General features: G+C 57.8%; 16 protein-coding genes and 1 tRNA gene. 7 read left to right on the plus strand and 10 right to left on the minus strand.

Annotated elements, in window-relative coordinates; all coding sequences use genetic code 11:
- Positions 1 to 59 precede the first annotated feature (59 nt).
- The gene (cckA, locus tag AVCG78_RS07635; RefSeq protein WP_015916180.1) at positions 60 to 2678 is read right to left on the minus strand and encodes a cell cycle histidine kinase CckA; all 2619 of its coding nucleotides are present in this window, start codon (positions 2676 to 2678) and stop codon (positions 60 to 62) included.
- A gap of 409 nt (positions 2679 to 3087) precedes the next feature.
- Here cckA and AVCG78_RS07640 point away from each other — a divergent pair, with 409 nt between their 5' ends.
- On the plus strand, positions 3088 to 4581 hold the full coding sequence (locus AVCG78_RS07640; protein WP_071585215.1) for a flagellar biosynthetic protein FliO: 1494 nt from the start codon (positions 3088 to 3090) through the stop codon (positions 4579 to 4581).
- Between the two features lie 416 nt (positions 4582 to 4997).
- Here the strand turns inward: AVCG78_RS07640 and dksA are convergent, their stop codons facing one another.
- Positions 4998 to 5417 (minus strand): RNA polymerase-binding protein DksA, encoded by a 420-nt coding sequence (dksA, locus tag AVCG78_RS07645; protein WP_041696655.1) that lies wholly within the window; start codon positions 5415 to 5417, stop codon positions 4998 to 5000.
- 296 nt (positions 5418 to 5713) lie between these two features.
- Here dksA and AVCG78_RS07650 point away from each other — a divergent pair, with 296 nt between their 5' ends.
- From AVCG78_RS07650 to AVCG78_RS07665, 4 genes are all read left to right on the plus strand, one after another.
- Complete coding sequence (locus AVCG78_RS07650; protein WP_071205263.1) at positions 5714 to 6214, plus strand: SixA phosphatase family protein; 501 nt, start codon at positions 5714 to 5716, stop codon at positions 6212 to 6214.
- 144 nt (positions 6215 to 6358) lie between these two features.
- On the plus strand, positions 6359 to 7828 hold the full coding sequence (locus tag AVCG78_RS07655; RefSeq protein WP_071585216.1) for a YcjX family GTP-binding protein: 1470 nt from the start codon (positions 6359 to 6361) through the stop codon (positions 7826 to 7828).
- Positions 7825 to 8922, plus strand: coding sequence for a YcjF family protein (locus AVCG78_RS07660; protein ID WP_071205261.1), 1098 nt, complete (start codon positions 7825 to 7827; stop codon positions 8920 to 8922). Before AVCG78_RS07655 ends, AVCG78_RS07660 begins: the two co-directional genes overlap by 4 nt.
- A 152-nt stretch (positions 8923 to 9074) precedes the next feature.
- On the plus strand, positions 9075 to 9623 hold the full coding sequence (locus AVCG78_RS07665) for a hypothetical protein (protein WP_071205260.1): 549 nt from the start codon (positions 9075 to 9077) through the stop codon (positions 9621 to 9623).
- A 171-nt stretch (positions 9624 to 9794) separates the two neighbouring features.
- On the opposite strand, the gene speB is transcribed toward AVCG78_RS07665, so the two are convergent.
- Both speB and AVCG78_RS07675 read right to left on the minus strand, forming a co-directional pair.
- Positions 9795 to 10850 carry an agmatinase gene (gene speB, locus AVCG78_RS07670; RefSeq protein ID WP_071205259.1) on the minus strand — a complete coding sequence of 352 codons (1056 nt, stop codon included), beginning with the start codon at positions 10848 to 10850 and terminating at the stop codon, positions 9795 to 9797.
- Between the two features lie 25 nt (positions 10851 to 10875).
- Positions 10876 to 12057 carry an aminotransferase gene (locus AVCG78_RS07675; RefSeq protein WP_071205314.1) on the minus strand — a complete coding sequence of 394 codons (1182 nt, stop codon included), beginning with the start codon at positions 12055 to 12057 and terminating at the stop codon, positions 10876 to 10878.
- Between the two features lie 430 nt (positions 12058 to 12487).
- Here AVCG78_RS07675 and sthA point away from each other — a divergent pair, with 430 nt between their 5' ends.
- On the plus strand, positions 12488 to 13912 hold the full coding sequence (sthA, locus tag AVCG78_RS07680; protein WP_071205258.1) for a Si-specific NAD(P)(+) transhydrogenase: 1425 nt from the start codon (positions 12488 to 12490) through the stop codon (positions 13910 to 13912).
- Between the two features lie 57 nt (positions 13913 to 13969).
- On the opposite strand, the gene AVCG78_RS07685 is transcribed toward sthA, so the two are convergent.
- The 5 genes from AVCG78_RS07685 to AVCG78_RS07705 all read right to left on the minus strand — a co-directional run bounded on the left by AVCG78_RS07685 (position 13970) and on the right by AVCG78_RS07705 (position 18673).
- Positions 13970 to 14722, minus strand: a complete 753-nt coding sequence (locus AVCG78_RS07685) for an MBL fold metallo-hydrolase (RefSeq protein WP_071205257.1) — start codon at positions 14720 to 14722, stop codon at positions 13970 to 13972.
- Between the two features lie 177 nt (positions 14723 to 14899).
- Positions 14900 to 16381 (minus strand): trigger factor, encoded by a 1482-nt coding sequence (gene tig, locus AVCG78_RS07690; protein WP_071205256.1) that lies wholly within the window; start codon positions 16379 to 16381, stop codon positions 14900 to 14902.
- 383 nt (positions 16382 to 16764) lie between these two features.
- A tRNA-Leu gene (locus AVCG78_RS07695) sits at positions 16765 to 16849 on the minus strand.
- A gap of 133 nt (positions 16850 to 16982) precedes the next feature.
- Positions 16983 to 17564, minus strand: coding sequence for a GDYXXLXY domain-containing protein (locus AVCG78_RS07700; RefSeq protein ID WP_071205255.1), 582 nt, complete (start codon positions 17562 to 17564; stop codon positions 16983 to 16985).
- Positions 17561 to 18673, minus strand: a complete 1113-nt coding sequence (locus AVCG78_RS07705; protein ID WP_081355485.1) for a DUF2157 domain-containing protein — start codon at positions 18671 to 18673, stop codon at positions 17561 to 17563. Before AVCG78_RS07705 ends, AVCG78_RS07700 begins: the two co-directional genes overlap by 4 nt.
- Before the next feature lie 631 nt (positions 18674 to 19304).
- Between AVCG78_RS07705 and AVCG78_RS07710 the strand changes: the two genes are divergently transcribed.
- Positions 19305 to 19454 (plus strand): DUF1127 domain-containing protein, encoded by a 150-nt coding sequence (locus tag AVCG78_RS07710; protein WP_015916194.1) that lies wholly within the window; start codon positions 19305 to 19307, stop codon positions 19452 to 19454.
- A 202-nt stretch (positions 19455 to 19656) separates the two neighbouring features.
- On the opposite strand, the gene AVCG78_RS07715 is transcribed toward AVCG78_RS07710, so the two are convergent.
- Positions 19657 to 20196, minus strand: a complete 540-nt coding sequence (locus AVCG78_RS07715) for an MOSC domain-containing protein (protein WP_071585217.1) — start codon at positions 20194 to 20196, stop codon at positions 19657 to 19659.

Raw genomic sequence — 20196 nt, forward strand, 5'->3', positions numbered from 1 at the left:
ACAATCACGCGCCTCATCGAGCGCGTGATTGATCTTCCTATCTTCAATCTACAGTCGGTTCAGGCATCCAGCATTTCGCGAACGGCGATGGCCAATTGCTTGAGGGAGAAGGGCTTCGGCAGGAATCCGAACTTGGCATCCGCAGGCAGGTTTCGCGCAAATGCATCCTCGGCATAGCCAGAAACGAAGATGAATTTCATATCCGGATAGGTCTTGCGCAATTCCTTTAACAGCGACGGGCCATCCATTTCCGGCATCACCACGTCGGAAACGACAATATCGACCTTGCCTTCCAGTTCCTCCATGATTTCCAGCGCCTCGACGCCGGAACAGGCCTCGTGGACCGTATAGCCCCTGGTTTCCAGCATGCGTTTGCCGCCGCGCCGCACGGCGTCCTCGTCCTCCACCAGCAGAACCACGGCGGATTTGCCTGTCAGGTCGTCTGGCTCCTTGGAGTTTTCGGATTCTGACGCAGCCAGAACCCGGCCATTGCCCTGCTGGGCTTGCGCACCAGGTGCAAGGGTCGCATCGATCACCACTGGCTCGACAATATGGCGCGGCAGGAAAATCCGGAATGTCGTGCCTTCGCCGACCTCCGATTCCAGGTAGATATAGCCGCCGGACTGTTTGACGATGCCATAGACCATGGCAAGTCCCAGGCCGGTCCCTTTGCCGACATCCTTGGTGGTAAAGAAGGGCTCGAAGATCTTGTCGAGGATCTCAGGCGCGATGCCGGTGCCCCTGTCGGCCACTTCGATCAGCACGAAATCCTCATGCGGCAGGCCGCGGTGATTATAAGCGGCCGCTTCGACACCGGTGACATTGCGAGTGCTGATGGTGATATTGCCGCCTTGCGGCATGGCATCGCGAGCATTGACGCAGAGATTGATCAGCACCTGTTCGAATTGAGAAAGATCCGCCTTGACCGGCCAAAGATCCCGTCCGTAATCCACATGCAGCTTGACATTGGTGCCTGAGATCAGCCGGTCGACCAGCATGCGCAGGTCGCCGATCACATCAGTCAGGTTCAGCACTGTCGGGCGCATGGTCTGCTTGCGCGAAAAAGCCAGCAATTGTCGCACTAGAACGGCGGCGCGATTGGCATTGCGCTTGATTTCCATCAGATCGGCAAAGCTTGAATCCGAAGGTCTTGCCTGGAGCAGAAGATGGTCGGAGGACAGAAGAATGGCCGTCAGAACATTGTTGAAGTCATGGGCGATGCCCCCGGCCAGCGTGCCGACAGCATTCATCTTCTGCGTCTGGGCCATCTGGGTTTCCAGCGCCTTCTGGTCCGTGACGTCAACCGCGTAAACGATGGCCGCCTCTTCCGGCGCCTCGTCGCTCTGGTCGATGACCGCGTTCACGTAGAACCGGAAATGGCGCATGTCATCCAAGGGATGGCGCGAATCGATTGGTGCAATGTCCACCTGCCGGTCGCGCGCCTGCGACAGCGCCTCGGCGAAAACCGGACGCTCGTTGTCATGCAGAACGGCATCCAGCCGGATCTTGCGGTCGATATCGTCCCGGGAAACGACATCGGAAAAGAATTTCAGGAAAGGCGCATTGGTGCGCAGGATGCGCCCCTGCCCGTCCACCGAGGCAATTGCCATCGGCGTATTGTTGAAAAACCGGGTAAAGCGCATGGAGGCCGAGGAATCCGAACGGTCACCAGCAATGACTTCCTGACGGGCCAGCACGATCGTCCGGCTCTCCCCAGGCGCGCCATCGCGGGCCGAGCGGACCCTATGGACAAGGCGAGCCGGAAAACTGCGGCCATCAGCACGGCGCAAATCAAGATCGAGAGTCGCGGTCTTCGACAGGCCTGGTTCGGCCTGTACCGACTGGATCAGCGCCATGCCCTCGCCCGCAACCAGGTCCTTGAGGTAGATGGCGCCTGGCGAAAACTGCGTGAGATCGATGCCGAGCCATTCCGACAGGGTGGCATTGAGATAGAAGATCTCGCCCTTGCGGCCAGCCGAAAAGAAGCCAGCTGGCGCATGATCGAGGTAATCGATCGCGTTCTGCAATTCCTTGAAAAACCGCTCCTGGTCGTCACGGTCAGCGGTAATGTCGGCAATCTGCCAGATCTGAAGGCCCTTATGGGGCCCCTTTTCCACCAGACGGCGAGCCCGCAACCGGTACCAATGCGCGCCGGAACCATTGTCTGAAAACGGTCCGAGCGGCTTCAGCAGCCGAAATTCCTCCTGCCCGTCCCGGTCCTCGCGCAAGCCGTTGATCAGCCGGTAAAGTGCTTCACCAGCCTCGCGATGGCGAGACAACAGCGCTTCCAGCGTCTGTACGTCTGTTGCCCTGCGTACGCCGGTCATCCGGCCATAGGCGGCATTGGCATAGATAATGTGCCCACGCGGATCGGTGACCAGCGTTCCCTCACTCTGGCTGTCGAGGAAGGCGCGGCCAAGACCGTCGGACGGAGTCTGCGGCATGACTTCGATAAACCCGATAATCGCCGAGACCAGAAAGAAAATGCCAACAATGGCCAGGACGCCGAGCACACCCAGCACGATCTGGTTATCCAGCGAGTTTTTGAAGACCACGAAGGCGGCGGCGGCAGCCAGCAGAACAAAAGCCAGGATGACGATGCGAAACGCAGCCCCGCTACTCGGCCTGCGATCCACCAGCGGGCCTACGCTTTCGTCTGTCTGCTGCTGGTTTGTCATTCGGTCCTCATCTCGGCGTTCATTTGCCTTGTTATCCGGCGCCTTGTCACCCGGCACCTTATCCATCCGGTGCTTTGTCAGCCGGCAGCATTGCCACCACGATAGCTGGTCTCGCACGGCCTGTCCCGTCGCCATTGCCGGGAATCACGGTTAGCAACATCTTTACCAACTTGAATGGGCAGCAAAAAGCACAGCAAGGCCACCATTGCCGACCATTCACAGCCAATCCCACACTCTGATGCGCAATCTGGTGCAGATCTTCGGCACCTTACCCCTTCACTTCGTGGGCAATCGCAATAAATAGGCAGGGAATAAATGCCGGAGCTTGCTTGGCCATGGTGCGATGCGCCATATAGAGCCCATATAGCTTTGCCTCGTTTTTCAAAGGCAAAGTCGAAAATTGCGTAGAATGACCACCGATACTCGGACGGAGACAGCCACCATGATGGACGATATTCTCAACGCCTATGGCAGCCGCTTCCTGATTGCCGCTGGCGGGGTGTTTCTCGCCCTCGCCGTGCTGGTGGTGATATTGTGGATCCTGAAAAACCGCGCTCCATCGCCCTTCGTGCGCGGTGGGCGCAACCGCCAACCACGCTTGCAGGTGCTGGATGCCGCCGCCGTGGATGCGCGTCGCCGGCTGGTGCTGATTCGCCGCGACAATATCGAGCATCTCATCCTGATCGGCGGCCCGACTGATATCGTGGTCGAAAGCGGCATTGGTGAACCCAAGGCCTATCTGGCTGGGGAGCTTGCCGCCAATGAGGCACTTGTCAGGAACCAGGAGCTCCTCAAGGCTCAGGAATTGGCAGCGCTGGCCTCACGCCAAGTCAAGGAAACCGAACAGAAGACGCAAGCCGCGTTGCAGACACCCCCATCACGGCTGGAAGCCCAACCGACCCGACAAGAGCCGCGTCCGCAGCCAGTCTCTGCACCGCCTCAGAAACCAGTTGCGAGACCGGTTGCAGCGGCTCCGGCCCAGGAGACCGTATCCACTGCCGCCCAAGCAATGCCCGCACCGCATGCCCCACAGCCCCTTGGGCAAAAACCGATGCAGGCCCCCGCTGCGCTAAAGCCCAAACCTGAAGACACTATTCAGCACCCACAGAGCGTCGAACGCGCACCTCAGCAGGTTCAACCACCCCAAGCTCAACCAACAAAGGCTCCAGTCGCTCAAACCCAGGCGGTAGCGCAGGACGAGAACCGGCAAGCGGCCCCCGAACCTTTGACTGCGGCGATTGCCCCGGAAATCCCGATGGCGTCCAATACCAGAGCCGAGCCGCGCGCAACAGAGACCATCACCGCAAAGCCGGTCACCGCTGTTTCGTCGCCACCACCGTCAGCGGCGCCGGTTGTCAACCCGCCATCGAGCGCTGGTCGCAACGAGGCACCGGCTGAAACTGCACCGGACGTTGAGCCGCCCACGATGGCGAACAAGCCCGCCGACGTGTCTATGCCGGTTTCCGAGCCTCGGGTTGCGCCAGCGACGACATCCCCGCAGGAGGCCAGCCTGTTGCTGGATGCAGCGCGCGAACGGGTATTGAAAGCACGGGTCGAACCCTTTTCCGCAGACCGCTACAAGAGCCCGACCCCGCCCGACGAGATCGACCTGTCACCTGAACCTGCTGCCGAGAAAACCCCGCAGGAAGATTCCGGGCCCGACCTCGACACTCTGAAAAGTGAATTTGAAAAGATCCTCGACGGCGAAATTCTGACCCAGCCAGCGTCGCGTCCAAAACCAACCGTTGAACCACCGGTTGCCCGCGCCATTGCGCCGATCAGAACGCCGCCCGGTGCCAATCCTCAAGCCACGGTGACGTCCGACCCCGCACCGAAGGAAGGCAATTTGCAGGACGAAATCGCCCGGATTTTCGGTGAAATGGGCGCTCCGCGCAAGAATTAGAGCTCGCCTTAGGGAAAAGAGAGCCTGATTTTTCCGAAAGATAACCGCATCAAGGATAGTTGGCCTCTGACACTCTCTAAAGAGGGGGCTAACGTCTATATGCATTAATACGCATAATATCCTAGGGGCATTTCATACATAACCGACTCCGCTGCCATGCGCCTCAACAGGCCACGGCGGCGGACAGGCTCATGCAAAAGGCTTTGCATCGACTGACGATGACCTGGAAAATCTTCAACAGGCTACCAAAACGGAAGACGCTGTTCTAAAAACAGCCGCATAGGCGGGCGTTACGGGTTTCAGCGCGCGCTTACGGCTACGGTACGCTTGAGCTTAGTCATGCTTCTCTGCACAGAAGCCGCACGCAAAATCAATGCGTGCCTTTGCCTCTGAACGCTGGGGTGACTATTTGAGGTCTATTCGTCGCGATAGACTTTTTCGCGTCGCTCGTGGCGTTCCTGCGCTTCGATCGACAGGGTCGCGATCGGGCGAGCATCGAGGCGCTTCAAGCCGATTGGCTCGCCGGTTTCCTCGCAATAGCCGTAAGTGCCATCGTCGATCCGTTGCAATGCAGCATCGATCTTCGAGATCAACTTGCGCTGCCGGTCACGCGCCCGAAGCTCGATTGCGCGGTCGGTTTCCGAAGATGCCCGGTCTGCAAGGTCAGGGTGATTGGCACTCTCTTCCGCGAGATGGCCGAGGGTTTCCCTTGCCTCACGCAGGATGTCGTTTTTCCAAGCGATCAACTTGGCGCGAAAATAAGCTCGCTGGTTCGCGTTCATGAACTCGTCGTCATCCGAGAGCACATAGTCGCTAAGATTGATCTTCTCACTCAACGCGATTCTCCTGAAGAACATCTCAATGGCGGACGTATATACTTTGAAAAGGTCGCATTCAAGCCTTACTCAAGGCTTTCCTTGATTTTTAAATCTGTTACAAAAATCAGCTAAAGGACTATTTTTTCATCGTTTTTCCTTCGTGTGGCTTATTTGTCGCAGAACCCCTTGACAAAGGTTTACACCCAGCATCCCCAGCCGTGTCACTTACCTCTTCCAGACGCTACAACCCATCCTGTTGACGCCGCATGAACTGCCGGGATAGGTAAGGCTTCGATCCAACGGACACCATCTGCATGACCGTCACCGTCTCCAATCCTTTCCGGGTCTATCTCATGCGGCATGCCGCCGCCGATTGGCCTGGGGCCGGGCAAAAGGATTTCGACAGACCCTTGAGCAATACGGGTTACGCGCATGCCGAGATGATAACCGGCATGGCTGCTGACAAAGGTTACCGCCCCGATCTGGTGATCTGTTCGACGGCTGTTAGATGCCGCCAGACGGCGGATGCCGTGCGCCGCAGCATGTGCGCAGAGGATGTGGAAATCCGCTATGTCGATGCGCTTTATAATGGCGGTGCCGAGACCTATCTGGAAATCCTGCGCTCCTCTTCCCAACAGGGGTCGATCATGCTGATCGGCCATAATCCGGCAATCGAGGAATGTCTGCACGTGCTGATCGGCGAACATGCTTTGGCCAGCACCATTCCGCAGGGCTACCCGGCGGGCGGACTGGCGATTATCGACGCAGAAGACACCCCCAGCCGATGGCAGCTTGTGGATTTTCTTCAGCCCTGAGAGGCCACGAAAGCGGATATGGCAAAGGCGCACGTAGCAAGGGCGCAGGCGGTCATGACGTAACGGTCTTAGGCTTCAATCCGCTGGGCCTTCAATCCGCTGGCGCACACCCTATATGCAGGCAAACAACAGGACCATTGCCCAGTGCCGCCATCCATGACCAGTTTTACCGACGAGACCCGCATCGCGCTCGACAATCTTGCCGACCGGGCTTCCAACCTGCTGTATCCAACGATCCGCCTCGGGGTCACGGGCCTGTCGCGGGCCGGCAAAACCGTCTTTATTTCCTCACTGGTCCATAATCTGCTGAATGGTGGCCGCCTGCCCTTGTTCGAGCCGCTGCAATCAGGCCGGATTTCCCGTGTCACTTTGGAGCCGCAGCCGGATGACGCCGTACCGCGCTTTCAATATGAAGACCATATTCGCGCTCTGGTCCGCGATCGGGTCTGGCCGGGCTCTACCCGGGCCATTTCAGAACTGCGGCTGGTGGTGGAGTATCAGAGCGCCAGCAGCTGGGGCCGGATATTTTCCTCTGGCAAACTCGCCATCGATATCGTCGATTATCCGGGTGAATGGCTGCTCGATCTGCCTCTTCTCGCTCAGGATTACGAGACCTTCAGCCGCAACACCGTGGAGCTGGCCCAGACCGGCATCCGCAAGGAATTGTCGGCGCGTTGGCTGGGATTGGCAAGCCGGGTCGATCCAGATGCGCCCGCCGACGAAACTACAGCCCGCCAATTGGCGGAAGCCTTTGCCGACTACCTGAAAGCCTGCAAGGCCGACGAGCGGTCGCTTTCGACGCTGCCGCCTGGCCGATTCCTGATGCCGGGCGATCTTGACGGATCGCCAGCGCTAACCTTTGCGCCCCTGGCGTTGAAGCCAGACACCAAAATCATCCGGGGTTCGCTGCGTGCCATGATGGAGCGCCGCTACGAATCCTATAAAAGCGTGGTGGTCAAACCGTTCTTCCGTGAACATTTTGCCCGTCTCGACCGCCAGATCGTTCTGGTTGACGCGCTTCAGGCCATCAATCGCGGACCGGAAGCGGTGCAGGACCTGGAGCGGGCGCTTGCCGATGTGCTGACCTGCTTTCGCCCCGGCAGTTCCAGCTGGCTGCGGGGCCTGCTTGGACGGCGGATCGACAAGGTTCTAGTTGCCGCCACCAAGGCCGATCATTTGCACCATGAAAGCCATGAGCAATTGCAGGCCGTCACCAGACGGCTGGTGGATGGGGCCATCACCTCCATCGGCATGGCGGGCGCGGGCATCGAAGTGGTTGCCCTGGCCTCGGTGCGGGCAACGCGGGAAGCAACCGTCAAGCAGGATGGTCATTTGCTGCCGGTCGTGGTCGGCACGCCCATGCAGGGCGAAACCATCGGCGGTGAGCGATTCGATGGCAACCGCAAGACAGCCGTCTTTCCCGGCGACCTGCCAGATAATATCGAAAGCCTGTTTCACACGGCAACATCTGGAAAAGACACCGGCCCGGATCTCAACATTATCAGGTTTCGACCACCGGAACTGGACGAGACGGGTGGCGGCATCAAGCTGTCCATTCCGCATATAAGGCTCGACCGCGCCCTGCAATTTCTCCTGGGAGACCGTTTGGCATGAGCAAGGCACCAGAAGATCAACGTCCGATGACACGTCGTCCAGCGGCCTTTTCGCTTGAGGAACCATCTTCCTCCCCTGCCCGCCCGCCTTTTGTCGAGGCGCCGGAGCCGCAAAGACGCGCGCCGAAAAGCTTCGACGCCAATGTAACGATCACGCCCGATGCTGAAGACCCGTTCCTGGCAGGCTTGAGCGAAGAAGAGGCCATCGTCCCGATTGCAAGACCCGCCAAGCGCCGCTTCTCCTTCGGCAAGCTTGCCGGTGCAGCATTCGGCGCGCTTGCCTCCTTCGCGATCGGTCTCTGGATCGATGACCTGATCCGTGATCTTTTCACCCGGGCCGATTGGCTTGGCTATATTGCGTTGACCTTGCTCGGCATCGGCCTTCTGGCGCTGACGGTGGTGGTGATCCGGGAACTGGCGGGTATTTACCGGCTGAATGCCGTGCAGGCCATCAAACAGCGCGCCAGCGCACTGTCCTTGCAGGGTACAGCCAGCGAAGCGCGCAAACTGGTCAAGGAGGTCGAAGACCTGACCCAGCACCGGGCGGAAACCGCCCGAGGTAGGAGCGTGCTGAAAGCCGCCGAAAACGACATTATCGATGCGCCGCATCTGATTGCCTTGGCCGAGCGGGAATTGCTGGCACCTCTGGATGCCAAGGCCCGCAGCCTGATTATCAACGCCTCAAAGCGGGTGTCTGTGGTCACCGCTGTCAGCCCGCGCGCCCTTGTGGACCTTGCCTATGTGCTGTTTGAAGTGGTGCGCCTGGTGCGCGCCATGGCGGAACTCTACGGTGGCCGCCCCGGCTCCATCGGCATGTTACGGCTCTTGCGCGATGTCTTTGCCCATCTGGCCGTGACCGGATCGATTGCCATTGGCGATGGCCTTGCTCAGCAGGTTCTGGGCCATGGCCTTGCCTCCCGGCTGTCCGCACGGCTTGGTGAAGGGGTGATCAACGGGTTGATGACGGCGAGAATCGGTATCGCCGCCATGGACCTCTGCCGACCCCTGGAGTTCAAAGCGTTAAGACGTCCAGGCATTGGAGACTTTATGCCAGCGCTGAAACCGGCCATCAATCCCGACGGCAAGGCCTTGTAAAAATTACAAATTCCGAAAAATACCCTTCAAGAGATCTCGTGTGGGATAAAGAGCGCAAACCGCATTGAGACCATGGCGACTAAGGAAATATTAACCATCCTTGCACTATAAATCAGCCAACAAGTGTTCGTCGATTACGCCAAGGAAAGCCGATGCCGCACCGTTTCTCTTTGCTACTCGGCAGTTTTGCCGTTGCCTGCGCCATTGCCCTTCCGGCAGGCGTTGCTGATGCAGCCCAGAAGGATCGCCAGTTCTTCGAATCCGTTTCCGGCGTCTGGAGCGGACCGGGCGAAATCGTCGCTGGAAAGTACAAGGGTACAAAATTCAACTGCAATTTGACGGGTGAGCCTGTCGAAGGTGCAGAGGCTGGCATCAAGCTGGGCGGGACGTGCCGGGTCGGCGTGTTTTCCCAACCGATGAATGCAGTGATTTCAATGAAGGGCGGCGCCTATAGCGGCCAGTTCCTCGACGGTGCCGAAGGCAAAGGCCTCGACATTATCTCCGGCCAGGTGAATGGCGATAAGGTGGTCATGGGTATTAACCGCGCCAAACTGAACGGTGCCATGGTCGCCAGCATCGAAGACGAAAAGACCATGAACGTCACCATTTCCGTCAAGGTCGAAGACCGGATGATCCCGGTCATTGGTTTGCGGCTCAATCGCCAGGTTGACCAGTTGGCCGTCGGCTCGATCAAGAATTAAACCGGCCTTCCATGGCGGTAACAGTTTCCAGACCCGGCATTGAAAGATTGCCGGGTTTTTAGTTATGCAGTAAATAGACCTCCACCTTCGGGGGGAGTAGTTCCTTCATAAAAAGGCGTGGGAGACCTAATCACCCTGCCCCGCCTTTACCTTTACCACATCTTGAAATGCCTATTCCTTGCCAATGGACGGACTGAAAACCATCAGGCTGAGGATTTCGAACAGCACCTGTGCCCCCGCCTGCGCCGTATTTGTGGTGCTGTCATATTGCGGCGCGACTTCCACCACATCGCCACCGACAAGGTTGACACCTTTCAGACCGCGCAGCAGTTCCAGCACCTCGCGCGTGGTCAAGCCACCGACCTCGGGCGTGCCTGTTCCTGGCGCAAAGGCCGGATCGAGACTGTCGATATCAAAAGACAGATAGGTCGGACCATCCCCGACCACCTGCAAAGCCTTGGCGATCACCGCTGGAATGCCAAGCGCTGAAATCTCTTCGGCATGAATAACCGTCATGCCGCTTTCATAGCTGAATTCCCAGAGGTATTCCGCCGGTCCACGAATGCCGATCTGCACCGTGCGCGTCGGGTCCAATACGCCGTCCAGCACCGCATTGCGAAATGGGCCGCCATGGTGAAATTTGGTTTGATCAAACTGGCCGCTGGTATCGCAATGGGCATCGATATGAATAAGCCCGACCGGTCGGTCTTTCCCGACGGCCTTTAGAATCGGATGCGTAATTGAGTGATCGCCGCCGACGCTAAGCGGCACCACTCCTTGTGTCACCATCTGACCGATACGTTGTTCAATATCGACATGGCTCTGTTCCAGTCGATAGCGGCTGACAAACGGCACATCACCGACATCAGCCACCTTCAATTCATGGACAGGCGCGCAATCCAGCACATGGTTATACGGCCCGATCCGCTCGATGGTGCGCAAGGCACGCGGCCCGAAGCGGGAACCAGGGCGGTTGGTGACGCCGAGATCCATAGGCACACCGATGATACCCACGTCCAGACCGCCGAAATCCGGATTGTCCGCTTCGACCTGTCGATAGGGAGCCGATAGAAATGTCGGAATGCCGGAGTAAGGAGCAAGCCTTGTCCCCTTGCTGTCAAAAATCTTTTCAGCCACCCGCTTGAACCGGGGATCAAACACTTCCCCGCCGGTTTCGCCGCCATATTTACGTCGCAGCGCGTCGAGTTTCTCATTGTCGAAGGCCATAATTGTCACCTTTTCCAGACAGGGTTCAACCAGTCAACGTAAATGTCCTCAACCGGTCCGGCAATGTCTCGATGGTCGGGCAATCGACATTGGCGAAGGCAAGCCGCAGATACCCCTCCTGCCGCGACCCGAAAAATCCGCCGGGAACCGCCAGAATGCCCGCTCGCCGCGCCAGTTGTTCGGCGACATCGATGGAGGCGGCCTGTCCGAACGGATGACGGGCAAAGGCAAAATAAGCGCCGATCGATGCCAAATGCCATTGCGGCGCAAGGTCGAAGGCCCGGCGCAGCGACACGGTGCGCCGGGCGATCTCAGCGGCGTTTTCCGCCCGCCAGCCATCCAGAACCGGTAAAGCCTTGGCAAGCGCGATCTGGGCCGCGCGCGGCGCGCAGATCTGCAAATTATCCATAATCTTGGCGATTTGCTCCACCACAGGTCCGCCAGCGCAAATCGCCGCCAGACGATGACCGGGGATGGCGAAGGATTTCGAAAAACTGTAAATCTGGATCAGACCCTCCGGCCAATCCGGCTGCGAAAACAGCTCATGCGGCCTGCCGAATTCAGGATCGAGAAAATCGCGGTAGGTTTCATCGACAATCAGCCAGACGCCATGGGCGCGGCAGAGCCGGTAGAGATCGGCGAGCAGTTCTTTCGGATAGACCGCACCGGTCGGGTTGTTGGGCGTTACCAACGCCAGCGCCTTGATGCCGCTTTTCACCACCTGTTCCGCCTGGTCAAGATCCGGCAGGAAACCGTTGTCGCTGTCGCAGGGCAAGACAACACTTTCGATGCCCAGCATGGCGAGCGTCGTATCGTGGTTGAAATAGAAGGGATCGGTCAGCGCGATCCTTTCGCCCGCCCCCGCCAGTGCCATGGCAGCACAGATGAAGGCCTGATTTGCACCAGCGGTAATGTGAATCTGCTCCGGCGTGAAAGCTGCACCATAAAGCTCGGACAGATGCGTGCAATAAGCCCGCCTGAGAACCAGTTCACCTTCGATTGCCCCATAACCGCAGGCTTCGGCAGACCCCGCCGCTTGTGCGAGCCAGGCCAGCAGATCGGCATGCGGCGGATGGCCCGGTGCGGCCTGCGACAGATCGATCAACGGTCCCGCTGCTGCGTCATAAGCCCGTCCCCAACCGAAAACCGAGGGAATGGGCGGCGTCGCGAGCCGGGCGACGCGCGGATTAAAGGAGGCAAGAGACATGAGCAGATCCATATTGGCGGGAGGAACACCAAATATATAGGCTGTCCCGACCGGCTGGCGCAATCACTGAGCCACTACAATGCCGTGTTGCCCTATATGGCGCACAAAGGTTCGCTGTAGCTCTCTATGTTTGCTGGATATTCTTCCACAGCAGCCCGCGAAAATCGCCATCTGCTCGACATATCAAGCTGATAGCACCATTTCCGGATTCGTTTTATGAACAATCCGATTCTTTAGCCGTGGCTCCTCGTGCCGTACGAGCCCGTCAAAGACCCGCTTTTTTCAGGGGATTTTTTGTGTGCAGTGCAATGCGGGATAACCAAACAGTTAGAATGCTCTGCTACATTGTCGTCATTGGCATACGCAATTGCGTTGCGAGACAAGCCAGGCAACGGTCAAGGCAGGCCGGTAGCAAACAGGAAGAACGGATATGTACCAGTATGATCTCGTGGTAATCGGCAGCGGTCCCGCAGGACGCCGGGCTGCCATTCAGGCCGCCAAGCTTTCCAAGAAGGTCCTGGTCATCGAGCGCGGCGGTCATGTCGGCGGGGTCTCCGTCCATACCGGCACCATCCCTTCCAAAACGCTGCGTGAAACGGCTCTCAACCTGACCGGTTGGCGTGAGCGAGGATTTTATGGCCGCTCCTACCGTGTCAAACAGGAAATCAGCGCCGATGACCTGCGCCGCCGGCTACTGATCACCCTGGACCACGAAGTTGATGTGCTGGAACATCAGTTTTCCCGCAACCGGGTGCAGCAATTGCGCGGTCACGCCATCTTCCTTGATGCTCACACGCTTGAGGTCACCAAGGAAGACGGCGAAGTGCAGCGGGTCAGCGCCAACGCAATCCTGCTGGCTGTGGGCACCCGCCCGCACCGGCCTGCCCATATCGCCTTCGATGGAGTCAGCATTCTCGACAGCGACGACATCGTTCATATCAAGGACGTGCCCCGTTCCATGGTGGTGATCGGCGCGGGCGTTATCGGCATCGAATATGCGACGATCTTCAGCGCTCTGGATACCCAGGTGACAGTGGTCGAGCCACGCGACAGCATGCTGGATTTCATTGACAAGGAAATCGTCGAGGACTTTTCCTACCAGCTCCGTGACCGCAACATGAAGCTGATCTTCGGACAATCGGCAGAAAAGGTCGAAAAGGAAGATGGAAAATGTCGGGTGACGCTGAAGAATGGCCGGGTGCTGAATTCCGAAATGGTGCTGTTTGCCGCAGGCCGAGTCGGCGCCACCGATACGCTGAACCTTGCAGCCTGCGGGCTGGAAGCTGATAACCGTGGCCGGTTGAAGGTCAATCCGGAGACGTTCCAGACCGATGTCCCCAATATCTATGCGGCCGGTGACGTGGTTGGTTTTCCGAGTCTGGCCTCCACATCGATGGAACAGGGCCGTATTGCCGCCCGCCATGCCGTTGGCGCCCCTTCCGGCGAACCGCCGCAATATTTCCCCTATGGGATTTATGCCGTGCCCGAGATCTCCACCTGCGGGCTCACCGAGGAAGAGGTCAAGCAACGCGCCATTCCCTATGAATGCGGCATTGCCCATTTCCGCGAGACCTCACGCGGCCATATCATGGGCCTCGATAGCGGCATGTTGAAAATGATCTTCTCGCTGAAAACCCGCCGCCTGCTCGGCGTTCATATCGTTGGCGAAGGCGCAACCGAACTGGTCCATATCGGCCAGGCCGTGCTGAACCTGAAGGGAACAGTGGAATATTTCGTCGAAAACACCTTCAATTACCCCACGCTGGCAGAGGCCTACAAGATCGCCGGCTTAGACGCCTGGAACCGGATGGGAGAACTGAAGGTCGAAAAAACCGTGAAAAATGCGGCGCAATAGGCTCGAAAAGCTGGAATTCGCCAAAGATAAAACTCTGCGCGCTTTTGCTAGACTATTCTAGAAAACCAGGCTGGCGCCATCGGTCGGGATATAAAGCCTCGCTCTCGCCTCTGGCGCTTGCCTCTGTGCGGCGGCGGCAAGATCGGCGCGACTGACGGTGGCGTGGTCGACGGCGTCCAGATGAGTGGCGATGACCGTGGCCTGCGGCGCCAGTTGCAAGACCTCCATCACCATGGCGGCATCCATTACCAGCGGTCCACAGCCGTTCCATTCCGCACCGCAGGCGTGAACGACGATCACATCCGGGCGGTGATCAACAAGCACCTGCCGCACCGCATCGCACAGGATGGTGTCCCCAGCCCAGTAAAGCAGAGGCTCCCCGGCGGCCCGCAGCAGAAAGCCGCTGACGTCTCCCATATCCGCCAGAACCTCAGGCGGCCCATGTTGGCCATCTGTCGTTTCCAGACGCACGTCGCCAAGCTGTGAGGTACTTTCAATCCCCATCACCCGCGAGAATCCCATGGCACGGATCGCCGCCACATCACGTGGGTGGCAAAACAATGAGATGTCAGGTTGCAGCAAACGTTTGGCAACATCGTCGAAATGATCGGAGTGAAGATGCGAAACCAGCACCGCGTCAATGCCGTAAATCACCTGCTCGACCGGGATTGGCAGATCGACCAAGGGCGAAGTCAAGGCCCCGCGATAGCTTCGGCCCTGCCCCTTTGCCGCCAGCCAAGGGTCTATCAGCAGCGTTTGCCCGGCCATCTTTAACCGCAGCGTGGCACTGCGGATCAATTCTATCTCCATGCCGCTCTCCAACACCCACGGATTTTTCTACAGCCTTCTATCAAAGACAATTGATTCTCTGGAAGCACCACCCCTGTCCCATCAAGCCCCACCCTACCTTTCAGAACAGCGCTCATCAGCATAAAAAAACCGCCCCGAAGGGCGGTTTTATCATGACCGAAGTCGTAGAAGGGTCGCTTATTCAGCGTCGCCTTCGTCAGCAGCCTTCTTCTTCGCGGCTGCCTTCTTCTTTGGAGCGGCTTCTTCGCCTTCAGCGGAAGCGTCTTCAGCCTTGGCAGCCTTCTTCTTGGCCGACTTCTTGGCAGGCTTGGTGTCGTCGCCGTCTTCGTCTTCAGCCAGCAGTTCTTCCTTGGTCACGGTCTTGTCCGTAACATTAACCTCGGAGATCAGCTTGTCCATGACCTTTTCTTCAAAGATCGGAGCACGCAGCGAGGCGGAGGCGCCGGGCGTGTTACGGAAGAAGTCGATGATCTGCTTTTCCTGACCTGGGAACTGCTGCAACTGAGCGTAAAGCGCACGCTGCATTTCTTCCTCGGTCACATCGATAGCGGCCTTTTCACCGATTTCGGACAGAACCAAGCCGAGACGAACGCGACGTTCGGCAAGCGCACGATATTCTTCGCGGGCTGCGTCTTCGGTGGTCTCTTCATCTTCGAAGGTCTTGCCGGACTGTTGCAGATCGGTGTTGATCTGGCGCCAGATATTGTCGAATTCGGCATCAACCAGACGCGAAGGCGCTTCGAACTTGTACATCTCGTCCAACTGATCAAGGATCTGACGCTTGATCTTCTGGCGGGTCACATTGCCGTACTGGCTTTCGATCTGGCCGCGAACGATTTCCTTCAGCTTATCGACCGATTCCAGGCCGAGCTTGGTGGCCAGCTCGTCATTGATCTCGGTTTCAGCAGGAGCCGCAACTTCCTTGACGGTGATGTCAAAGGTGGCGTCCTTGCCAGCAAGATTTGCAGCCGGATATTCGGTCGGGAAGGTCACGTTGATGACCTTTTCGTCGCCAGCCTTCAGGCCGACCAGCTGCTCTTCAAAGCCGGGGATGAAGCGGTTGGAGCCGATGACCAGCTCTGCATCTTCGTCCTTGCCACCGTCGAAGGGAACGCCGTCGACCTTGCCAAGGTAATCCATGGTGACGCGGTCGCCATCAGCAGCAACACCGTCCTTGGAGGCGAAGGTCCGCGCGCTTTCGGCGATCTTCATGATCTGTTCGTTGACTTCGTCTTCCGACACTTCAACGACTTCGCGAACGATCTTGATGCCGTCGACCGGCTTCAATTCGATAGCTGGAATGACTTCATAGGCAAGCGTGAATTCGAAATCGGCCTGCGCATTGAGGATCTTGTCGGCTTCTGCCTCGTCCTCGGTCATCGCCACTTCCGGCTGGGTCGCGGACTTTTCACCACGTTCAGACAGGATAGCGGACGGACGGTCGCGGACGATTTCGTTGACCAGTTCGGCCATGACCGACTTGCCATACATCTTCTTCAGGTGACCTGCCGGTACCTTGCCCGGACGGAAACCGTTGATGCGAACCTTGTCCTTGACGTCGGCAAGGCGCTCATTCATCTGCGCTTCCATGTCAGCGGCCGGAATGATGACCTTGAGTTCGCGCTTCAGCCCTTCAGCGAGCGTTTCGATAACCTGCATGTTCTAACCTTCGTGTCGTGGCAGCCATGCTCGGACAGCCATGTGTTTCGTTGGCGTCCGTGCCCGGACTGCCGGTTCTTATCGTCTCGGCTGCATGGCAGCCGGTGGTTTTCCACAGTGCCGTGCGTTTGATAAAACGCACAAGGGACGCTGTAACACTTTAAATTTGCTGCATAATTCCTTGAACCTATACCGGTTCAAGGAATTATGCAGCCAGCACGCCCTCCGCTGATCCAGAGGCGGCTGTGTGGCAAACATTTAGCATCTTGCCAGGCAAAGCAGCTCCACAGGCCACGCGTGCAGGCCTCATCACACAGACATAACATACAAACAATGGGCCGGAATGCACGCATTCCCGCCCTCTGCCTTGCTGCCTTACGTTCTGGTGCGGGTAGAGAGACTTGAACTCCCACGCCTTGCGGCACCAGAACCTAAATCTGGCGTGTCTACCAATTTCACCATACCCGCGATCCATCAGAACGTCATGCACTTTGCATGACCCCGCCGGAGCGCGGTCTCTATAACACCCGTTTTTCAACACGCAAAGGAAAAATGACAGTGACATGTCCTCACCGTGAAATCACATCCCGACAGGCATCGGTCAAAAATCCGGTTCCCGATAAACCGGCTGGCCCGCGACGAACAATTGCCGGATCTGCGCCCTTCCCGCATTAGAGACCCGTATGGCGATTGAAACCGCACCTTGATTACGCTGTGCCTCGATATCGCGGCCCTCGCCTTCAGGGACATAGAATCGCTCGATCCCGTAATGCACGGTCAAACTGTCTCCGGGCGCCAGAGGCGATGGAAAGGACAGCGGTTCGCTTAACAGCACGACGCTTCCCGGCTTTGCCGGCAGATCGGCGACCGACGCCTCTTCGACCGTGGCAAAGCCATCGGCCTGCGGCACGACACGAACATGCAGACGCACATCCTGTCGGCTTGATGGACGAGGACCGATGATCTTTTCTTCAGGAATGCGGGAAATCGGATAATTCAGCACGACAAAATCGCCGCGCAGCAGATCGCGCGGATCGACCGCCTCGGTCCGTAGCAGGACCTCCTGGCCGTTGCGCAAAATATTGGCCCGCTCGCCAATCTGGTAGCCGATCGCCGCCGTTTGCAGGGCAGCCAGAAGAATCGCCGCGGAAACCAGACGAAAAATATGATTGCGCTGCATCATGACCGCTCCCGTCCTTCAACCGCCATCGGACGCTTGCGCGTGCCCAGCAGCTTTTCCATCTGGCTGACGCCGAGGGCCAGCAAAGCGACAATCACACCGGCGATCAGGAAAAAGCCCGATGTCCCCAACAGAGAATCAATTGTTGTAAAGGACAGATAGAGGATCTCGCCTGCGAAAATCAGATAAGCCAGCGCCCTCACGACACCGTCGTGACGCCCACGAAGCACAAGGGCCGCAATGGAGATACCAACCGCAGTGACGGCCACCAGCGCCAATGGCAAACCGTGATCAAACTCAATATTGAGGATGAAAAGACCCATTGCCGCCAGCAGCAAGGCATGAAAACCGGCAATCTGCACGGACATATACCGGGCGAGCAGCGGCAAGGCTGACGCTGCGAATGCGGCAACCCCTAAAGCCACATAGGCCATGGCAAGGCCTGGCTGCATGATCTGCGCATAGATCCAGGCAAGCCAGCCAAGAATCAGCAGGCCGGATATATGCTGAACCCGGATGTTTCCGGTGAAAAGTGCCAAGCCTGTAACGAGCAAAGCCAAAAGGGGCGGTGTCCAAACTGCCTCCAGCGTCCAGGAGAAATCAAACTGGTCAAGGGTTGCAGCCGCCAAGCCCAGCGCCAGAACACCAACGAAAGCCCCCATCGCACCGGAGCGAAACAATAGGCAGGACAGGCTTGCCATACCGATCCACAGATAAAGCAGATCGAGAAGGTCACCCGACAGGTGATACAGCTGCCCAACCAGCGACAGTGCTGCGCCGAAACTGGCTGCTCCCAGCACCAGAAGGGCGTGACCCGAAGCCTGCCGCCCTTGAGCGAGGCAGAAGGCCGCACCGCCGTGAAAGCCCCAAATCAGCAGAATCAGGCCAGACACCTTCACCAGGCGCGGAATGGCCTGCCAATTGGCCGCCACAAGCAGCAGGATGGCGGCAGAGACCAGCACTGCCGACAGCATGAGCAACACGCCGCCGATATTGAAATTGCCCGCCCGGCCATCATGATCCTCGATCATCGCCTCGGCGGCCTGTTTGCTGATCAGGCCCATGCTGGTCCAGCGATCAAGATCTTTCTTCAGTTTCGCCCGATACATCATAGCTCCGTCCGTCGCGGCAGTCCTCTATATAGGCGCCTTTTCAACAATGTCGAAAACCCGATTTCAGCGTCGCAGCAGCGAGAACTATCAGGTTGGCATGGGTATTCAGCCAGCGATAATTACCACATGCGCAAAACGCATAGCTCACATGACAATATCGCACTGCACAAAAACCCTAAAAACGATTAGATAAATACCAACAGCAGACGAGAACATCAGTGTTTACGGATGCGGGCAGCGCAAGCTGCAATTCAGTTTCGGCGCCGCATACTCCTCCTCCCAATGCGCGCCGAACGGGCTGACAACCCTCCTCCTCCCAGTTGTCGCCCATTTCAAATGACGCCCGCCGGATCTTCTCCCCCGGTGGGCGTTATTGTTTGAAGCCTCTTCTCCTCCACCGTTCATGAACGACTGAAACCGCTCAAACGCAGATTTTCAGCAGCGGGACCATTGTGAGCCGAATTTGCTCGAGAAATAGACAGTTCTTAACAAATCATTGAGACGCCATGCAATCACAGCATAGGTGCTCCGCTGGAATGGCACTTCATAAGTTATGCCGCAGCGCATATATTCTCCTCAACACATGAAGGGCTGGCCGATTTGCCAGCGAACGCTGAAAAGAGGCAAGACCATGAACATCACTCGCTCGCTGAACAACTGGCGCAAATATCGTCAGACCATTACTGAACTGGGCCGCATGTCGGACCGCGAATTGCACGACCTCGGCATTGGCCGCGACGACATCCGTCGCGTTGCCCGCCACGCCGTCAAGGCTGGCTGATCTACCGGTCAAGTGATCGTCTGAATGAATATATAAAGCGTCGAACATTCCCTTCAGGGTGTTCGGCGCTTTATTGTTTTATAAAGCTGCGAGAGATGATCTTCCGTCGCGAGGAAGACCTGGATCGGTAAGCACAAGAACGACCGTGCTGCAAAAGCGGCTTTCTTCCCCATAAGAGCCGTAACGCGGGTTGGTGGCGAATTTAGACCGGCAACAGAGGCCGATGCGGAGCGCCGGGTTGCTCGACACGGATACTATCACCCGGATGCACCACGCCACCTTCAATGACAACTGCCATGACTCCTGCCTTGCGGATCAGGCTACCGTCCGAGGCTCGGTCCAGCACCGCCTGCATCAAGCCCGGCTGAAAATTATTGATCTGTTTGCAGGGATTGCGAAGACCCGTCACCTCGACCACCGCACCTGAGCCGAAATGCAGGCGGGTTCCTTGCGGCAGCGCAAGAAGATCGACTCCAACTGTGGTGATGTTCTCGCCAAGATCTCCCGGCTGCACCGAAAAACCCTTATCTCCAAGCTCTCCTAGCAATTCAGCGTGAATAAGATGAACCTGGCGCAGGTTCGGCTGGCTCGGATCGGCGGCAACGCGAGAGCGATGCTGGACCGTGACGCCGAGATGAGCGTCGCCTTCCACACCCAATCCCGCCAGAAGCACGATCTCATCTCGCCCCTGCTTACTGAACAGGTGATCTTTGGAAAGGCTGACTGCCTCAACCCTCATCAT

The organism is Gillisella vitis (genome assembly GCF_021559775.1).
GTDB lineage: Bacteria > Pseudomonadota > Alphaproteobacteria > Rhizobiales > Rhizobiaceae > Allorhizobium > Allorhizobium ampelinum.

Bases quoted from the DNA above. Each gene is read 5' to 3' on its own strand.
- cckA (WP_015916180.1), bottom strand. From the start codon at position 2,678: ATGACAAACCAGCAGCAGACAGACGAAAGCGTAGGCCCGCTGGTGGAT.
- AVCG78_RS07640 (WP_071585215.1), top strand. From the start codon at position 3,088: ATGACCACCGATACTCGGACGGAGACAGCCACCATGATGGACGATATT.
- AVCG78_RS07650 (WP_071205263.1), top strand. From the start codon at position 5,714: ATGACCGTCACCGTCTCCAATCCTTTCCGGGTCTATCTCATGCGGCAT.
- AVCG78_RS07660 (WP_071205261.1), top strand. From the start codon at position 7,825: ATGAGCAAGGCACCAGAAGATCAACGTCCGATGACACGTCGTCCAGCG.
- AVCG78_RS07665 (WP_071205260.1), top strand. From the start codon at position 9,075: ATGCCGCACCGTTTCTCTTTGCTACTCGGCAGTTTTGCCGTTGCCTGC.
- speB (WP_071205259.1), bottom strand. From the start codon at position 10,850: ATGGCCTTCGACAATGAGAAACTCGACGCGCTGCGACGTAAATATGGC.
- AVCG78_RS07675 (WP_071205314.1), bottom strand. From the start codon at position 12,057: ATGTCTCTTGCCTCCTTTAATCCGCGCGTCGCCCGGCTCGCGACGCCG.
- sthA (WP_071205258.1), top strand. From the start codon at position 12,488: ATGTACCAGTATGATCTCGTGGTAATCGGCAGCGGTCCCGCAGGACGC.
- AVCG78_RS07685 (WP_071205257.1), bottom strand. From the start codon at position 14,722: ATGGAGATAGAATTGATCCGCAGTGCCACGCTGCGGTTAAAGATGGCC.
- tig (WP_071205256.1), bottom strand. From the start codon at position 16,381: ATGCAGGTTATCGAAACGCTCGCTGAAGGGCTGAAGCGCGAACTCAAG.
- AVCG78_RS07700 (WP_071205255.1), bottom strand. From the start codon at position 17,564: ATGATGCAGCGCAATCATATTTTTCGTCTGGTTTCCGCGGCGATTCTT.
- AVCG78_RS07705 (WP_081355485.1), bottom strand. From the start codon at position 18,673: ATGATGTATCGGGCGAAACTGAAGAAAGATCTTGATCGCTGGACCAGC.
- AVCG78_RS07710 (WP_015916194.1), top strand. From the start codon at position 19,305: ATGAACATCACTCGCTCGCTGAACAACTGGCGCAAATATCGTCAGACC.
- AVCG78_RS07715 (WP_071585217.1), bottom strand. From the start codon at position 20,196: ATGATGAGGGTTGAGGCAGTCAGCCTTTCCAAAGATCACCTGTTCAGT.